Below are 15850 nucleotides of genomic sequence, written 5' to 3'. Positions count from 1 at the left end.
AATAGGTAATGTTAAGCCTAAAAAAGTTACAGTTTCAGGCGAGTAAATGTTTAAAAAGTGCAAATGTGTTAAAATTAACAAGCTATTAAGGCAAAAAGAGGTTCATTTTTAAGAAATTTACCTTTAAAACTTGCAACTCTATGAAGAACTTAAAAATTCCGATCTTATATGGAATCATTATAGCCGTTTTACTTATTGCTTTTTTCTTACTCCTTTCAGTGTTTGGTTTACACGTAAATCCTGTATATAGTATCTTTAACGGGGTAATTATGGCTGTAGGTTTATGGTTTGCGCTTCAGGCCTACAGAAAAGATAAGGGGAATAAGTTCAAATATCAGAAAGGTTTTTCCATGATCTTTATAACCGGAATCAATGCAACAGTAATTTTCGTGATATTCTTCGGTTTATATGCTACGGAATTTAATCCCGGCTTTTTAGACCAGATGATCAATATGTGGGCAACCTTCTATAACACCAATATTGGGATCGTACTTTTCACAATCGCCATGATGGGAATCTCTACAAGTGTTGTTCTTGCCCTTGCTTATATGCAGCTATTCAAGGATTCCTGGAACACCAAGGAAGCTAAAAAGCATACCTTTTAAAATCAGATCAAAAAATAAAAAACCTTTGTGAATTAATTAATTAGGATTATATTTGCACCCGCTTGCGTGAAAACGTGAGTTTTAATCGTGTGAAAATTAATTAATTATACGCTATGTACGCAATTGTAGAGATAGCAGGGCAGCAGTTTAAAGTTGCAAAAGACCAAAAGGTTTTTGTTCACCGTCTGGATGGAAAAGAAGGAGATAGCATTTCTTTCGATAAAGTTCTACTTACTGCAGATGGAGACAATGTAACCGTTGGCGCCCCGGCTATAGATGGAGCTCTGGTAGGAGCAAAGATTACCCGTCATCTTAAAGGTGATAAAGTGATCGTTTTCAAAAAGAAAAGACGTAAAGGTTACCGTGTTAAGAATGGTCACCGTCAGTCTTTAACCGAGATCCTTATCGAAGGTATCGATCTTAAAGGAGGGAAAAAAGCAACTACTGCTAAGAAAGAAACTCCTAAAAAAGAAGAGCCTAAGAAAGAGACTAAAACCGATAAAAAGTCTGAAGACCTAAGTCAGCACACCGTTGCCGAGCTTAAGGAAATGGCTAAGGAAAGAGGTCTTGAAGGTTACTCTTCTATGAAGAAGGCAGAATTGATCGCTGCTTTAAGTTAATTTTAAACTACTAAAAACGAAATAAAATGGCACACAAAAAAGGAGTTGGTAGTTCCAAGAACGGTAGAGAATCAGAATCGAAACGACTAGGGGTGAAGATCTTTGGTGGACAGGCTGCTACAGCTGGTAACATTCTGGTAAGACAACGTGGCTTCACTCATCACCCAGGTGATAATGTGTATGCTGGTAAAGACCATACGTTACACGCCAGGATAGATGGTGTTGTAAAATTCACTAAGAAAAAAGACGATAAGTCTTATGTTTCTATTGAGCCATACCAGGCTTAATTAGAACAAGATAAATAGTTCAAGACCCCTTTCCAGGTTATCCGGGAAAGGGTTTTTTCATGCTTTGCTTAAAAATGTTTAATTTTATATCTAAATAACTAAACAAAAATGAGCGTAGCTACTGAATATGATTTTAGTGAAAGGGAGATAGACCGTATCATCTCCATGGCATGGGAAGATCGAACCACCTTTGAAGCCATCGAATACCAGTTTGGACTTACAGAAAAAGAGGTGATCAAATTCATGAAAGAGCAGATGCATCCCCGAAACTGGCGTAAGTGGCGGGCAAGAGTGCAGGGAAGAAAGACAAAGCATGAAAAGCTTAGGGACGATTCTGTAAATCGATTCAAAAGTAAGAGTCAGCGACAGATCACCGGAAACCGAATCTCCAAAAAGAAATACTAGTCTTATATTTAATGGATAATTAAATAATCATGAGACTTAAATTTCTACTATTTATTGCTGTTTTATTTGTTATCTGCACTGGTTTTTACCAGGGAACGGTCGAGGTGCAAACTAAATACGGAATTGTTCAGGGCGAAAAAGATGCGCAACTCAACCTGGATATCTTTAAAGGAATTCCATTTGCACAGCCACCGGTGGGTAATCTTAGATGGAAGGCGCCGCAAACACCTGCTTCATGGAAGGGAGTAAGGGAAACCAAAAGTTTTGCTCCAGCTGCAGTTCAGACCAATGTTTTTGGTGATATGGTGTATCGTGGAGATGGATTTAGTGAAGATTGTCTTTACCTGAATATCTGGACGCCCGAAACCCAGCCGAATAAGAAACTGCCTGTCCTAGTCTATTTCTATGGTGGCGGATTCGTGGCCGGAGATGGTTCTGAACCAAGATATGATGGTGCTTCGCTGGCCCAGCAGGGGATAGTGGTCATTACTGTAAATTACAGGCTTAATATTTTTGGTTTTTTCGCCCATCCCCAGTTATCAGCCGAGAGCGATTACGCAGCCTCCGGGAATTACGGTTTGCTGGACCAGAATGCCGCCTTAAGATGGGTAGCCGAAAATATCAGCGGGTTTGGAGGAGATCCTTCAAAGATCACTATAGCTGGGGAGTCGGCTGGTTCCATATCGGTGAGCGCCCAAATGGCATCTCCGCTGTCAAGGGAACTTTTAAGCGGAGCGATTGGTGAAAGCGGCGGCATGATTAAACCTACGCTTCCACCAGTTCCGCTATCTGAAGCCGAGAAGATCGGGGAGGAAGTGGTTGAAAAATCCGGATATACTTTTGAGGAATTCAGAAAATTACCAACCGATTCCATCTTTAAAATTTATAATACTTCAGGCAGGTTTGGATTTCCCGTAGTGATCGACAATCACTTTTTGCCGAAAAGCCTTCCGGAAATATTTAAGGAGGGAGAGCAGGCGCAGATCCCTTTACTGGTTGGATGGAACTCAGCTGAAATGTCTCCTGAAGCTTTTTTGCAGGGCAATGATTTTTCCCTGGAAAATTTCAGAAACAAAGTTGGTGAAGCCTATCCTGAAGATCGCGAACGGGTTCTGGACCTTTATCCAGTACAAACCGAAGCTAAGGTGAAAGAGGCGGCTACCAACCTGGCTTCAGATAGATTTATTTCCTACAGTACCTGGAAGTGGGCCGAGTTGCATAGCACTAATTCTGAAAATCCGGTTTACCGGTATCTCTTTTCCAGGATTAGACCTGCAGATCCTGCTTCAGAATATAAGCCTTCTGGAGCTGCTCATGCTTCAGAAATTGAATATTTCCTGGGAAATCTTTCAAAGGAGTACTTTCCGTTTTTAAAGGAAAAGGATTTCAAAATATCGAATACTATTCAGCAATACCTGGTAAACTTTATAAAAACCGGGAATCCAAATTCCGAAGGTCTGGAATACTGGCCTTCCCTAAAGGAAAAACAAACAAATTCTGTAATGGTCATGGACGAGAAATTTCAGGTTATAAAACCGGATAACGAAAATAGATATAGATTCCACGACCAGTATTACGGAAACGATTAAAAAAAATCCCCGGGGCTAGTCGGGGAAATTTTTCTAATCAAACAATTTAAAATAAAGACTTTTTTAGTTCAGATTAAATGAACTTATCAAATTAATCTCACCGCCCTTATACGAATACTGGGTGAGTGTATTATCCCCGACCATAAGCAGCTTATCCTCAAGAGGGATAACATCGTAGGTGTTAATGTTGCTGAATTGATCTATTAACCTTAGGTCGGGGGTTTCTTGAATATCGAAAACTTTTAATCCGGCGTTGCCATCACAAACGAATAACCAGTCATCCTTAACACCAAGCCCGTATGGGTTGTTCATTTCATAGGTGGCTTCGATGAACGGATTTTGCTTGTCTGAAATATCAACCACGTCCAGTTGATTGAAGTTCTGGCCGCAGGCATTACCACCTCTTATGGTCACATAAGCATAATTGTCTTTAACCACCACTGGATCGCAGCCCTGTACATGCCTTAAAAATGAAACCTGTTTTGGTGTAGTTGGCTCTTCAATAGAGTAAATATACATCCCGGTGCTACTGCCAAGATATAAGTAGTCCTCGTAATTAAAGATGGTTTCGATATCCCAGCCGGCATATTCCTGGCTTACCAGGTTAGGATTGCCCGGACTGGAGATATCAAAGGCTGAAAGGTTTTGCTGGTCTGCAACATACAGGTAATCGTTCCTGATACTGAATCTCGCCATACTTCCTCCAACACCTGTACTTCCGCCTTCAGCAGCATTGGCTGTATCGAACCAGGACTCCTGTATCATCACCTGTTCGATCTTCCTGGTTTCCATGATGTAGCCCACGATAACTTCAGAAGATGAATCGAAATTTTCAAAATCTACATAACGTGCTCCTGCTGGAGCTGCCCAGTGGTAATTTGGAAAAACATCTTCAATTCGGGTGGTTTCGGTGATATTAGTAAAGTCGCTAATGTCAAAGACCACGAGGTCCATCCCGCTGTCGGCATAAAGCCTGTTATTCCTTATGGCAATATCCATGTTTCGGGGAATCTTTAAGAACTGAATATTTTGAGGATTAAAGGGATCGGAATTGTCTATAATATGAACCCCTTTATTTTTTTCATTAATAAATATGAAGTCGTTCCAGGCGTAAATTTTGCCCGATTCTCCAATGTTCCTGGGTTCTTCAATAGCGACAGAAGCTCTGAAGTCGGCTATGCTTTGTGTGACCGGAATGGCTACCTGGTAAAGGTCTTCGTTATCTTCCTCTTCACAGGAAGTAAAAAAAAGGAGGCTTAAAACGGCAGTTATTAGATACAGATTTTTCATGATTCTAACTGGTTAGTTGTTTTAAAGATGCGATGTAAATGAAATGGTTGCGTGCGGGTGATAAATTTTTTTCTGTCACTTTGTCAGAACTTAGTTTAACCCTATCTTTGCCAATCTAAAAACCGTAAGGTTCGAATAGAAATATGGAGAAGATAATAGACGAAACGAAACAGGGTAACTCTTTAGTATTGGAGCCAAAAAAGGAGAATGGCCGCAAGCTTTTTATTGAAAGTTATGGCTGCCAGATGAACTTTAGCGATTCAGAGATCGTTGCTTCCATACTTTCAAAAGAGGGCTTTAATACCACTCAAAACCTTGAGGAGGCCGATCTTGTTCTGGTAAATACCTGTTCCATCAGGGAAAAAGCCGAACAAACGGTTCGTAAACGCCTTGAGAAATACAACGCGGTAAAAAGGATCAACCCTGGAATGAAGGTAGGTGTGCTTGGCTGTATGGCCGAGCGTTTGAAAAGTAAATTCCTCGAAGAAGAAAAGATCGTGGACCTCGTTGTGGGGCCAGATGCCTATAAAGATCTTCCCAACCTTATCAACGAGGTGGAAGAAGGCAGGAATGCGATGAACGTCATCCTAAGCAAGGAAGAAACTTACGGTGATATTTCACCGGTTAGGTTACAATCCAATGGCGTTTCGGCTTTTGTTTCCATAACCAGGGGTTGCGATAATATGTGTACGTTTTGCGTGGTACCTTTTACCCGCGGAAGGGAACGCAGCCGTGATCCGCAGAGCATCGTGGAAGAAGTGAACGACCTGGCGGCAAAAGGCTATAAGGAGATCACCCTTCTTGGACAGAATGTGGATAGTTACCTGTGGTATGGCGGCGGGCTGAAAAAGGATTTCAAGAACGCAACCGAAATGCAAAAGGCTACGGCGACTAATTTTGCCGGTTTGCTTAAACTGGTAGCCGAAGCCCAGCCGAAAATGAGAATTCGGTTTTCGACCTCCAATCCTCAGGATATGACGATGGATGTGATCGAGGCGATGGCAAAATATCCTAATATTTGTAATTATATACACCTTCCGGTGCAGAGTGGGAGTGACAGGATCCTTCAGAAGATGAATCGTTTACATACCCGTGAAGAATATTTCGAGCTGATCGATAATATCAAAAAGTTGATCCCCGATTGCGGAATTTCTCACGATATCATCACCGGTTTTCCAACAGAGACTGAAGAAGATCACAAGGATACTTTATCCCTGATGGAATACGTGAAATACGATTTCGGTTTTATGTTTGCCTATTCTGAAAGACCGGGTACCATGGCTGCCAGAAAGTTCGAAGATGACGTGCCTGAGGCTGACAAGAAAAGAAGACTGCAGGAGATCGTGGACCTGCAACAAAAACACAGCAGGTATAATACCGAAAAGTTCCTTGGAAAAACCGTTGAGGTTTTGATCGAAAAGGAATCTAAAAAATCGGATGCTCACTGGAGCGGGCGAAATTCTCAAAACACCGTGGTGGTATTTCCGAAGGAAAATTACAAGGTAGGAGATTTTGTTAATGTGAAGGTCGAAGACTGCACCAGTGCAACCCTAATTGGTACGCCAGTAGGCTATAGCGATAATAATTAATAGGTGTTAGATCTTAATACTCAATACTAATTACTGAATACTATAAATGGAATCAGTCCAGGCAATAAAACAGCGTTTCGGGATTATTGGAGATGACCCAAAACTGAACCGCGCCATCGAAAAAGCCATTCAGGTAGCACCAACGGATATTTCGGTGCTGGTGACAGGTGAAAGCGGGGTTGGGAAAGAAAGCGTGCCCAAGATCATTCATGCACTGTCCCATAGAAAGCATGGAAAGTATATTGCTGTAAACTGTGGTGCAATTCCTGAAGGTACCATAGATAGTGAACTTTTTGGTCATGAAAAGGGAGCCTTTACCGGAGCGACCCAAACCCGAAGCGGTTATTTTGAGGTGGCCGATGGTGGAACTATTTTCCTGGATGAGGTGGGAGAACTTCCCCTTCCAACCCAGGTTCGGCTTTTAAGAGTGCTCGAGAATGGTGAATTCATAAAGGTTGGATCTTCCAAGGTTCAGAAAACCAATGTTCGTATCGTAGCGGCGACCAACATCAATATGTTTGAGTCAATCAAAAAGGAGAAATTTCGTGAAGATCTTTATTACAGGTTGAGTACAGTAGAGATCAATCTGCCTCCGTTGCGGGAACGAAAGGGAGACATACATTTATTGTTCAGGAAGTTCGCTTCAGACTTCGGGATGAAGTATAAAATGCCAACCATCAAACTGGAAGATGAAGCCGTAGAATTATTGCTGAAATATAGATGGGGCGGGAATATTCGTCAGCTTCGGAATATTGCGGAGCAAATTTCTGTTCTTGAGCAGGACCGAAGTATCAGTGCAGATGAACTAAGACAATATCTTCCCGATGTGGGCAGCAACTTGCCGGCGGTCATTTCAGAAGGAAAAAAGGAAAGCGATTTCAGCAATGAACGCGAGATCCTTTATAAGGTGCTGTTTGATATGAAGAGCGACCTGAACGACCTTAAAAAGCTTACTCTTAAACTGATGCAGGAAGGTGATTCCAAACAGGTACAGGATGAAAATGAGAGTTTGATCCAGAAAATATACGGGAACAGTGGTGATGATATCGATGAAGCCGATATTGACGAGGAAAAGCTGGAAGTACTTCAAATTCCGCAGCAAAATGCGCCTCAGAAACAGGAAGAAAAAGATAAATATTATTTTGCGGAAGAGATCGAGGAGGAAGAAACGCTTTCCCTGCAGGACAAGGAACTGGAGCTGATCAAAAAATCGCTGGAACGACACAACGGGAAACGAAAAGCTGCAGCCGAAGAGTTGGGAATTAGCGAACGAACCCTGTACCGAAAGATCAAACAGTATAATTTATAGCAATAAGCAATCAGTCTTAAGCGCTAAGCAGATTAGGTCAAATTCAGTATTTTGAGCCGCTTATGGCTTAGTACTTAAAGCTTAGAGCATTTAAAATAAGCATTCGGTGATAAGCGCTAATTAGCTCAGGTAGATTATAATGTTTTGAACCGCTTATCGTTAAACACTTAAAGCTTACAGCTTTTTAACATGAAGAAACTTCTATTAATTTTTTGCTCCATCCTACTCATTTCAACCTTGCAGTCGTGTGGAATATATTCTTTTACCGGAGCCGATACCGGGAACGCCGAAACCTTCCAGGTGAACTTCTTTCAGAATAATGCCGACCTGGTTGAGCCTGGTATAGATCGTGCCTTTACCATTTCTTTGCAGGACCTTATACAGAACCAGACCTCCTTGAGCCTGGTGAATACTAATGGAGACCTGATCTTTGAAGGTGAGATCGTTGAATATTATATTTCTCCAATGTCTGCTACCTCGCAAAATACCGCCGCACAAAACCGGTTGACCATCGCGGTGAATGTGCGATATTACAATGTGCTGGAACCTGAAAAGGATTTTGAAAGACGCTTTTCGTTCTTTTATGATTATCCGGCTCAAACCCAACTTGTGGGCGCAGCTCTGGAAACAGCCCTGGATGAAATTTATACCAGGCTAACTCAGGATATTTTTAATGCAGCCTTAACCGACTGGTAAATGGATTTACAAACGCTTACATATTTGCTTGAGAATCCGGCAGAGATCACTGCCGAGCAAACCAGGGAGATCGAAAAGATACTGGTTAAAGCTCCATATTTTCAGGCATTGAGAGCGGTTAGGTTAAAAGGTTTGAAGGAATTTCAGGAATTCAGTTATAATTCGGCTTTAAAGAAAACCGCGGCCTATACCACAGACCGAAGCATTCTTTTTGAATTTATCACTTCCCGGGAATTTAATCAAAACCAGATCGCTCAGCAGATCAAAGAGCAGGAAGTAAAGGTCATGGATATTACGGTCTATGAGCCTGAAGTGGTTCACGGGAATGCCAGTATCGATATCAACGAGGCAATTCGGATGAAGCAATGGGAGTCTGATAGGGTCATGGATCCTGCCTTGTTCGAGCGGGTTGAAAGGCCAGAGGATGTTGCTTCAGAAAAGGAAACAAAAACAGCTTCTGAAGATAGCCTGGGAATTGGGAAACCACTTGAGTTTAATAATAAGGAAGCGCATTCCTTTTCAGAATGGTTAAAGCTCACCTCGGCACAACCTATAGAGAGAGAAGAAAAGAAGTATGATGAATCTAACGAATCCAGGCTGCGTAAATTTGAACTGATCGAAGAATTTATTTCCAAGAACCCGAAGATCAAACCAGGAGAAACCACCCGCAAAGGCAACCTTGCAGAGCAGAGCATTTCTTCCCAGGAATCCCTGATGACCGAAACCCTGGCGAAGGTTTACCTGGAACAAAAGAACTATAAAAAGGCCATACAGGCATATAAAATATTAATTTTGAAAAATCCCGAAAAAAGTGGTTTCTTTGCAGACCAAATTCGGGCAATAGAGAAATTACAAGACACTAATAACGAATAAGAATGAGCACATTCACTATTTTTTTAGCTTTAATAATTATCGTGGCATTTTTGCTGGTAGTTGTGATCATGGTACAGAATCCTAAAGGTGGAGGGCTTTCTTCTTCTTTTGGTGGCGGAGGTCAGCAAATGGGAGGAGTTAAGAAAACAACCGATTTTCTTGACAAATCTACCTGGACTCTTGCAACGCTTTTGTTGGTTTTGATCCTTCTTTCTAATGTTACTATCATGGATGCCCCTTCTGCGGGAACCAGGGTATTTGAAAGTGATGAACCGGTGAACACTGAAGTGCCAGCCACTCAAACTCCAGCTCAGCAACCTGTTGATACTGACAGTGCTCAGTAGGTTTTAAGAAAACATTACAATTTAAAAATGCCAGCTTCTGACAAGCTGGCATTTTTTATTGGTAGCTGGCAGAAAAATAGGGCTGGCATAATTTTAGAAATATCCCTAACCGACTTTAAAAAATTAATTAACCTAAATAAAATTTTATAAAAAATGGGACTAAACATTAAACCGCTTTCAGACAGGGTTGTTATTGAGCCTGTAGCTGCAGAGAACAAAACTGCTTCTGGTATTATCATTCCTGATACTGCAAAGGAGAAACCACAGAGAGGAAAGGTAGTAGCCGTTGGTGCCGGAACCAAAGACCATAAAATGACCGTTAAGGAAGGTGATATGGTGCTTTACGGAAAATACGCCGGAACCGAGCTTAAACTGGAAGGTACAGATTACCTGATCATGCGGGAAGATGATATACTTGCTATAGTATAAGTTTCACTTCAATAACTCACCTGCAGCCGCAGGAAAAAATCAATAATAATTAATTAACCATATATTTTCAGGTTAAATAACACTGAAAATTAAAATTTAATAAAATGGCAAAAGATATAAAATTCGATATCCAGGCCCGTAACGGGATCAAACGTGGAGTAGATGCATTGGCTAACGCCGTAAAAGTAACTTTAGGACCAAAAGGTCGTAACGTGATCATCAGTAAATCATTTGGTGCACCAACTGTAACCAAAGATGGTGTAACCGTTGCAAAAGAGATTGAACTGGAAGACGCTCTTGAGAATATGGGAGCTCAAATGGTAAAGGAAGTTGCTTCTAAAACCAACGATCTTGCTGGTGATGGTACAACTACTGCTACCGTACTTGCCCAGGCAATCGTTCAGGAAGGATTAAAGAACGTAGCTGCAGGTGCTAACCCAATGGACCTTAAAAGAGGTATCGATAAGGCAGTTGAAGCTCTAACCGCAGACCTTGCCAAGCAAACTAAAGAGGTTGGAGATTCTACCGAAAAGATCAAGCAGGTAGCTGCAATTTCGGCTAACAATGATGATAAGATCGGTGACCTGATCGCCCAGGCTTTCGAAAAAGTTGGAAAAGAAGGTGTGATCACTGTAGAAGAGGCTAAAGGGACTGAAACTCATGTAGACGTGGTTGAAGGTATGCAGTTTGACAGAGGTTACCTTTCTCCATACTTTGTGACCAATTCAGAAAAAATGACTGCAGATCTTGAAGATCCATACATCCTTCTTTTCGATAAGAAGATATCTTCAATGAAAGACCTGCTTCCAGTACTGGAGCCAGTAGCTCAGTCTGGAAAACCACTATTGATCATTGCTGAAGATGTAGACGGGGAGGCTCTTGCTACTCTTGTAGTTAACAAACTTCGTGGATCGCTTAAGATCGCTGCTGTTAAAGCTCCAGGTTTTGGTGACCGTAGAAAAGCAATGTTAGAAGATATCGCTATCCTAACCGGTGGAACTGTGATCTCTGAAGAAAGAGGATTCACTCTTGAGAACGCGACTATCGATATGTTAGGTACTGCAGAAAAAGTTGCGATCGATAAGGATAACACTACGATCGTAAATGGTGCTGGAGACAATGCCGAGATCGAAAACCGTGTGAACCAGATAAAAGCTCAGATCGAGTCTACCACTTCAGATTACGATAAGGAAAAACTTCAGGAGCGTCTTGCCAAGCTTGCAGGAGGAGTTGCCGTACTATACGTAGGTGCTGCTTCAGAAGTTGAGATGAAAGAGAAGAAAGACCGTGTAGATGATGCGCTTCACGCTACCAGAGCTGCTGTGGAAGAAGGTATCGTTGCCGGTGGTGGTGTAGCACTTGTAAGAGCTAAAGCCGTTCTTGCCAAGATCAAGGCCGAAAATGACGATGAGTCTACCGGTGTTCAGATCGTTGCCAGAGCTATTGAAGCTCCATTGAGAACCATCGTGGAAAATGCCGGAGGAGAAGGTTCTGTGGTGATCAACAAGGTTCTTGAAGGTAAGAAAGACTTTGGATACGATGCGAAGACAGATCAGTATGTAGATATGATGAAGGCTGGTATCATCGATCCTAAGAAAGTGACCAGGGTTGCTCTTGAGAACGCAGCTTCAGTTGCCGGAATGATCCTTACTACCGAGTGTGCTTTAATGGATATCCCAGAAGAGAACGCCGGAGGTGGTGGAATGCCACAAGGAATGGGCGGCGGAATGCCAGGAATGATGTAAGATAGATTCCAGATGTTAGATTTGAGACCTTAGATTTAAGATTTTAGATCTGACCCATTAGATAAAAAAACCTGCTTCTTTCTGGAAGCAGGTTTTTCTTTTTTTATGGCTGAATGAACTTTATGCCTGCTCCTTCATAAAATCGAAACCACCTTTCCTGAGGTTGATGTCATATTCTAAATAGGCCTTTAAACAAGCCAGGAAATTGGCCCATCCCGCTGTGTTCTGACCCAGCCATTTGATCCCAGCGTCATCATTCTTCATTTTACCTTCGGTGATACTTACCAGGCTTTTATTTTCCGAAATTTCTTCGATTTTTATTTCAACGGTCAAATCTTTGCCTTCAGCTCCTTCCCAGATGTACCTGATGCTTTCAGGCTTACTGGTCTCTAAAACCTCAATATCGAACCAGGCCTTGAACTCCGGGAAACGCCATTTCAGTTTTTTCCCGGTTTCCATTCTTCCGGTACTTTCAGAAATAAAATAATTCGACATTTTTTCCGGTTCCACGATGGCTTCGAACACATCCTCCCGGGATCGGGAAATCTGTAAAGCGGTATTGATCTCTAGGTTGTCCATGCTTCAAATGTTTTAATGCGAGTTCAAGTTCTGAAATTTTTTTCAGAATACTTACAGGGAAAATTTCAGGCTCAGCAATACCTGTGACGGCCGCAGGCGATAGGTAGACTCTACATAGGAAAACTCAGACGAATATACGTTCGAGAAGGAATCTGTATTCAAAATATTGTTCCAGCTCAGGCTGAGGTCAATTCCAGATTCTTCAAAATTGTACGTATAATTAAGATTCATAAAATAATTCTCGGTATTCTGGTTAACCGAGTTATCGTAGAGCTCTCCGCTAATATTGAGATACTGGTTGTCTGCCGGAAAGAAAAATAGTTTCAGAAAATGACTTCCGGTCCTGATATGTTGTACTTTCTGGTCATTGATATAGGTGTCAAAGAAGGCAAGGGTTCCGTCGTAATTGACACTGAGCCATTCGGTGATCTCTGAATCTAAACTAAGTCCGGCAGAATAGCTTTTATTCTGAATTTCTGAAAGGGCTTCATTAAGCAGCTGTTCCCGATCTGTTAGGCGATAATTGCCATTTAACTTCAGCGTGGTATGGAGGCTTGTAAAATATTGGCTTAGGCCCAGATCATAAGAGTGTGTCCTTGAATAGTTGTCCGTTTCTAAAGCCTGGTTCAAACTTGCACCATTCTCAGTGATGAAAGACGAATACAGCAAATTCGATTTATTGTGGATATAAGAATAAGACCCATTTACGAAGAACTGTTTAAGCGGATTCCTGTAATTAAGACCCAGGCGATAATTCTGGCGTTGGTTTTCTGAAATGGGAGAATCATAGTTTTGTAACCGGCGATAATTAGTAAGGATGAAGCCTCTATACAGGCGTTGAACATTCCCGAAGTCGTAATTAAGACCTGCAAAAAGCGTGGTTTCCCAAAAAGCTGAAAGCTTTTTCCTTACAAATAACTGGGGCTCAAAAACAAGTTTCTGAAGTTCCTGGTTATCTCTTTCGTAGCTCATTTCGGCCTTTAGATCTCTATAGGAAAGATCGGTGCCCAGTCGCAGGTTCCAGCTTTCGTCATCGCTTTTATACCGAATGGAATTTTCCAGGTAAAGACTATTGCTGAAGTACTGAAGGTCATTTCGAAACTGGTCATTATCGGCGTTTAAACCACCATCCAGGGCTGACTCGAGATTGGTATTGCTGAACTGAATTCCCAGTTTGGGCGAAAGACTAAAATTTCCCAGGCCTTTGGTGAAACCTGCTGAATTATCTGCAAAGAATTGAGTTTCGTTCACTTGCTGCCTGCTATTCGCATAAGTATTTCCTTCGTTGACCAGGTCTTCGAACTGTCCCGGCTTAACCTCCAGTTCCTGCCGGGAATCTGAATATCCAATCACCGACCTGAATTCTATCAATTGCTTTCCAACCGGGCTTAACAGCTGGAAATTATTGCGAATTGCCCTGAACGGGGAATTCAAATCCTGCTCGATCCTGTCATCTGTTCTGGAGATCACACCCCTGGATGAATCCCAGTAGGCCCTCATTTCCAGCTGGTTTTTAAGAAATCTTTTGTCGGTATTGCGTTCCAGGGTGAATTTAGGCTGAAGGCTATTGGTGTAGAAGCGGTTCGAGGTGACTTCGAGCAGGTCAACGGTATCGGTTGGAGTAAAAAACCGGGTGGTGTTTGAACCCTGCTGCAACTGGTTGTCGTTCAAATAGGAAATATTCGCTTTAAGATCCAGGTCATTATCCAGTCTTTCCAGGAAATTAACCGATGCTAAATGGGCATTGTTATCCAGCCATCTTTCGGTGTCAAAAGAAGGTTCGGTCAATTCAGATAAAGAAAGGATCTCGCTATTGTCCAGGCTGAATTCACTTGAGAAAAGATTAAATGAAAAATCCCTGATCTCCCTGGATACATCTCTTCCCGTATTGTTGCTCTGGTAAGTAATAAGTGCCTGTCTCTCTTTGGTAAAGATCATAGGGGTTAGTTTGACCTGCCAGAGAAAAGGGGAGAGACCGCTGCCAATTTCTGCGGTTCCCGTGAGTGTCACTTCTTTTTTAAGTTTGATGTTCAGGGAAGCCCTTTCTGAAAATTCAAGCGAATCCAGCACTTTAATTGGCTGATGGTTTTCCAGGATCTCAACTTTGGAGACGGCATTGGCATTAAGGTTCTCATTGGCGAGGTTATACCTGCCTTCCAGAAGGTCCAGGCCTTCGATATAATATTTTTGAATGGGCTCTCCCTTATACCGAATTTGGCCACTTGGCAGTATCTCGATTCCTGGGATCTTTTTCAGTACATCGGCGATCACCCGGTCTTCCTTGCCTTTAAAGGCTGCTACCGAAAAACTAAGTGTATCACCTCGTTGCTCAAGCATATTGGCTTCTACGATCACTTGCTTGAGCTCTTCGGAAGATGAATTCAATATAACCTCCACCTGCTGATCCTGATTCTTAATCACCTGTCTTTTGGTAGCATATCCCATATAAGAGGTCTTTAGAAACAGGGAATCGGCAGGCGAATTTACCTGAAGGCTGAAATTTCCATTTTTATCAGAAATTGCGTAGGCGAGAATTCCCGAGAGACTATCCTTTTGAATGATAAGAGTGGCCCCGTTCAGATTCTTGTTGTTTTCGTCCTTCACATTTCCTGAAATGACCGATTGAGATTGAACTTTCAATGAAACTAAGATCAGGAGCAAAAAAATAGAAATACGAAATGGCTTAATATCAGTCAAGTTCAAGAGGGTTGTTTTCTTTTTTCAGCATGTCGGTAAAAGCTTCAATGTACTTTTGATGCACTTCCGGGTCCATTTTTACGTTTGGATTGGGGTCATAACCCATTGGATCACGGCGATACCGGTACCAAAGTTCTTCCAGCTCTTCCTGGGTGATTTTTTTGAATTTATTCAATTCTATTTCCAGGTCCTCCCTGGGAGACAATTTCTTAAATCCAAAAAATTCAAAGTTCCAGTAATTTTTGGTATCATGAATTTCAAGAATTAGCCGCGGCAGGCCATTAAATTTGTAAGGCCCGTCTGCGATGGGAATTTCTGGTGTAAACCAGGCGATATAATCTCTGCCGGCAAAAGAAGTTGTTGCTTTCTGAACCTGATAATCCTTAATTTTTTTTGTTTCATTTTCAATGCTCCAGTCGAATAGATTTGAATCCTGGGGATAGTAGAATCGATCAATAGTTTTAGGGATTTTAAGCAGATAATAAAGTTCCTCCTGCTTATAATTCTTTACGATCTGGTAGTGAAAATTGGTTAAGGCAGATTTTGCAGTATGCCCGGAATTACCCTTTACAACCACTTTGTTTGCCAGTGTTTTTGCCCGGCTTATATACTGGGAATAATCATCACCCAGATAGAGCCTCATGTATTCAGATTTTCTTGAGTCTATGTTGGTAGAATCCAACTGGAAGCTTAGTTTATAGATGACCTGGTAATTAAACCTGTCTTTTAGATCTTCCTGAGAAAAGCAAAGGAGGGGAGCAAAGAGGATAAGAAGGATCATTTTTTTCATAAT

Annotated in this window: 16 protein-coding genes; 12 read left to right on the top strand and 4 right to left on the bottom strand. The window is 41.7% G+C overall.

Annotated elements, in window-relative coordinates; translation table 11 throughout:
- The first annotated feature begins 140 nt into the window (after nt 1-140).
- The 5 genes from MKO06_RS03310 to MKO06_RS03290 all read left to right on the top strand — a co-directional run bounded on the left by MKO06_RS03310 (nt 141) and on the right by MKO06_RS03290 (nt 3506).
- Nucleotides 141-605, top strand: a complete 465-nt coding sequence (locus tag MKO06_RS03310) for a DUF4199 domain-containing protein (RefSeq protein WP_241550921.1) — start codon at nt 141-143, stop codon at nt 603-605.
- A 113-nt stretch (nt 606-718) separates the two neighbouring features.
- Nucleotides 719-1225: a 50S ribosomal protein L21 gene (gene rplU, locus MKO06_RS03305; RefSeq protein ID WP_241550920.1), complete on the top strand. Its 507-nt coding sequence runs from the start codon at nt 719-721 to the stop codon at nt 1223-1225.
- Between the two features lie 26 nt (nt 1226-1251).
- Complete coding sequence (gene rpmA / locus MKO06_RS03300) at nt 1252-1512, top strand: 50S ribosomal protein L27 (RefSeq protein ID WP_241550919.1); 261 nt, start codon at nt 1252-1254, stop codon at nt 1510-1512.
- A 108-nt stretch (nt 1513-1620) separates the two neighbouring features.
- On the top strand, nt 1621-1917 hold the full coding sequence (locus MKO06_RS03295; RefSeq protein WP_241550918.1) for a TIGR03643 family protein: 297 nt from the start codon (nt 1621-1623) through the stop codon (nt 1915-1917).
- A 29-nt stretch (nt 1918-1946) separates the two neighbouring features.
- Nucleotides 1947-3506, top strand: coding sequence for a carboxylesterase/lipase family protein (locus MKO06_RS03290; RefSeq protein ID WP_241550917.1), 1560 nt, complete (start codon nt 1947-1949; stop codon nt 3504-3506).
- A gap of 63 nt (nt 3507-3569) precedes the next feature.
- Here MKO06_RS03290 and MKO06_RS03285 read toward each other — a convergent pair whose 3' ends face one another.
- Nucleotides 3570-4796, bottom strand: a complete 1227-nt coding sequence (locus MKO06_RS03285; RefSeq protein WP_241550916.1) for an LVIVD repeat-containing protein — start codon at nt 4794-4796, stop codon at nt 3570-3572.
- A 143-nt stretch (nt 4797-4939) separates the two neighbouring features.
- On the opposite strand from MKO06_RS03285, the gene miaB reads away from it, so the two are divergent.
- From miaB to groL, 7 genes are all read left to right on the top strand, one after another.
- Nucleotides 4940-6385 carry a tRNA (N6-isopentenyl adenosine(37)-C2)-methylthiotransferase MiaB gene (miaB, locus tag MKO06_RS03280; protein WP_241550915.1) on the top strand — a complete coding sequence of 482 codons (1446 nt, stop codon included), beginning with the start codon at nt 4940-4942 and terminating at the stop codon, nt 6383-6385.
- A 46-nt stretch (nt 6386-6431) separates the two neighbouring features.
- On the top strand, nt 6432-7694 hold the full coding sequence (locus tag MKO06_RS03275; protein WP_241550914.1) for a sigma-54 interaction domain-containing protein: 1263 nt from the start codon (nt 6432-6434) through the stop codon (nt 7692-7694).
- A gap of 189 nt (nt 7695-7883) precedes the next feature.
- A complete protein-coding gene (locus MKO06_RS03270) occupies nt 7884-8390 on the top strand; it encodes an LptE family protein (protein WP_241550913.1) in 507 nt (168 codons plus the stop codon).
- Nucleotides 8391-9263, top strand: coding sequence for a hypothetical protein (locus MKO06_RS03265; protein WP_241550912.1), 873 nt, complete (start codon nt 8391-8393; stop codon nt 9261-9263).
- Nucleotides 9264-9265: 2 nt separating this feature from the next.
- A complete protein-coding gene (gene secG / locus MKO06_RS03260) occupies nt 9266-9607 on the top strand; it encodes a preprotein translocase subunit SecG (protein WP_241550911.1) in 342 nt (113 codons plus the stop codon).
- Nucleotides 9608-9760: 153 nt separating this feature from the next.
- The gene (locus MKO06_RS03255) at nt 9761-10036 is read left to right on the top strand and encodes a co-chaperone GroES (protein ID WP_241550910.1); all 276 of its coding nucleotides are present in this window, start codon (nt 9761-9763) and stop codon (nt 10034-10036) included.
- A 104-nt stretch (nt 10037-10140) separates the two neighbouring features.
- Entirely contained in the window at nt 10141-11781 is a 1641-nt protein-coding gene (gene groL, locus MKO06_RS03250; RefSeq protein WP_241550909.1) for a chaperonin GroEL, read from the top strand.
- 120 nt (nt 11782-11901) lie between these two features.
- On the opposite strand, the gene MKO06_RS03245 is transcribed toward groL, so the two are convergent.
- Genes MKO06_RS03245 through MKO06_RS03235 form a run of 3 tightly spaced genes read right to left on the bottom strand, consistent with a single transcriptional unit; the run spans nt 11902 to nt 15847 of the window.
- Nucleotides 11902-12360 carry an SRPBCC domain-containing protein gene (locus tag MKO06_RS03245; RefSeq protein ID WP_241550908.1) on the bottom strand — a complete coding sequence of 153 codons (459 nt, stop codon included), beginning with the start codon at nt 12358-12360 and terminating at the stop codon, nt 11902-11904.
- A 51-nt stretch (nt 12361-12411) separates the two neighbouring features.
- Nucleotides 12412-15000 (bottom strand): carboxypeptidase-like regulatory domain-containing protein, encoded by a 2589-nt coding sequence (locus MKO06_RS03240; protein ID WP_241550907.1) that lies wholly within the window; start codon nt 14998-15000, stop codon nt 12412-12414.
- A gap of 49 nt (nt 15001-15049) precedes the next feature.
- Nucleotides 15050-15847, bottom strand: coding sequence for a GLPGLI family protein (locus MKO06_RS03235; RefSeq protein ID WP_241550906.1), 798 nt, complete (start codon nt 15845-15847; stop codon nt 15050-15052).
- Between the last annotated feature and the right edge of the window lie 3 nt (nt 15848-15850).

Source organism: Christiangramia oceanisediminis (genome assembly GCF_022570735.2).
Classification (GTDB): Bacteria; Bacteroidota; Bacteroidia; order Flavobacteriales; family Flavobacteriaceae; genus Christiangramia; species Christiangramia oceanisediminis.
Note: the sequence above shows the minus strand (reverse complement) of the source record. Positions and strands in the feature narration are given on the sequence as shown.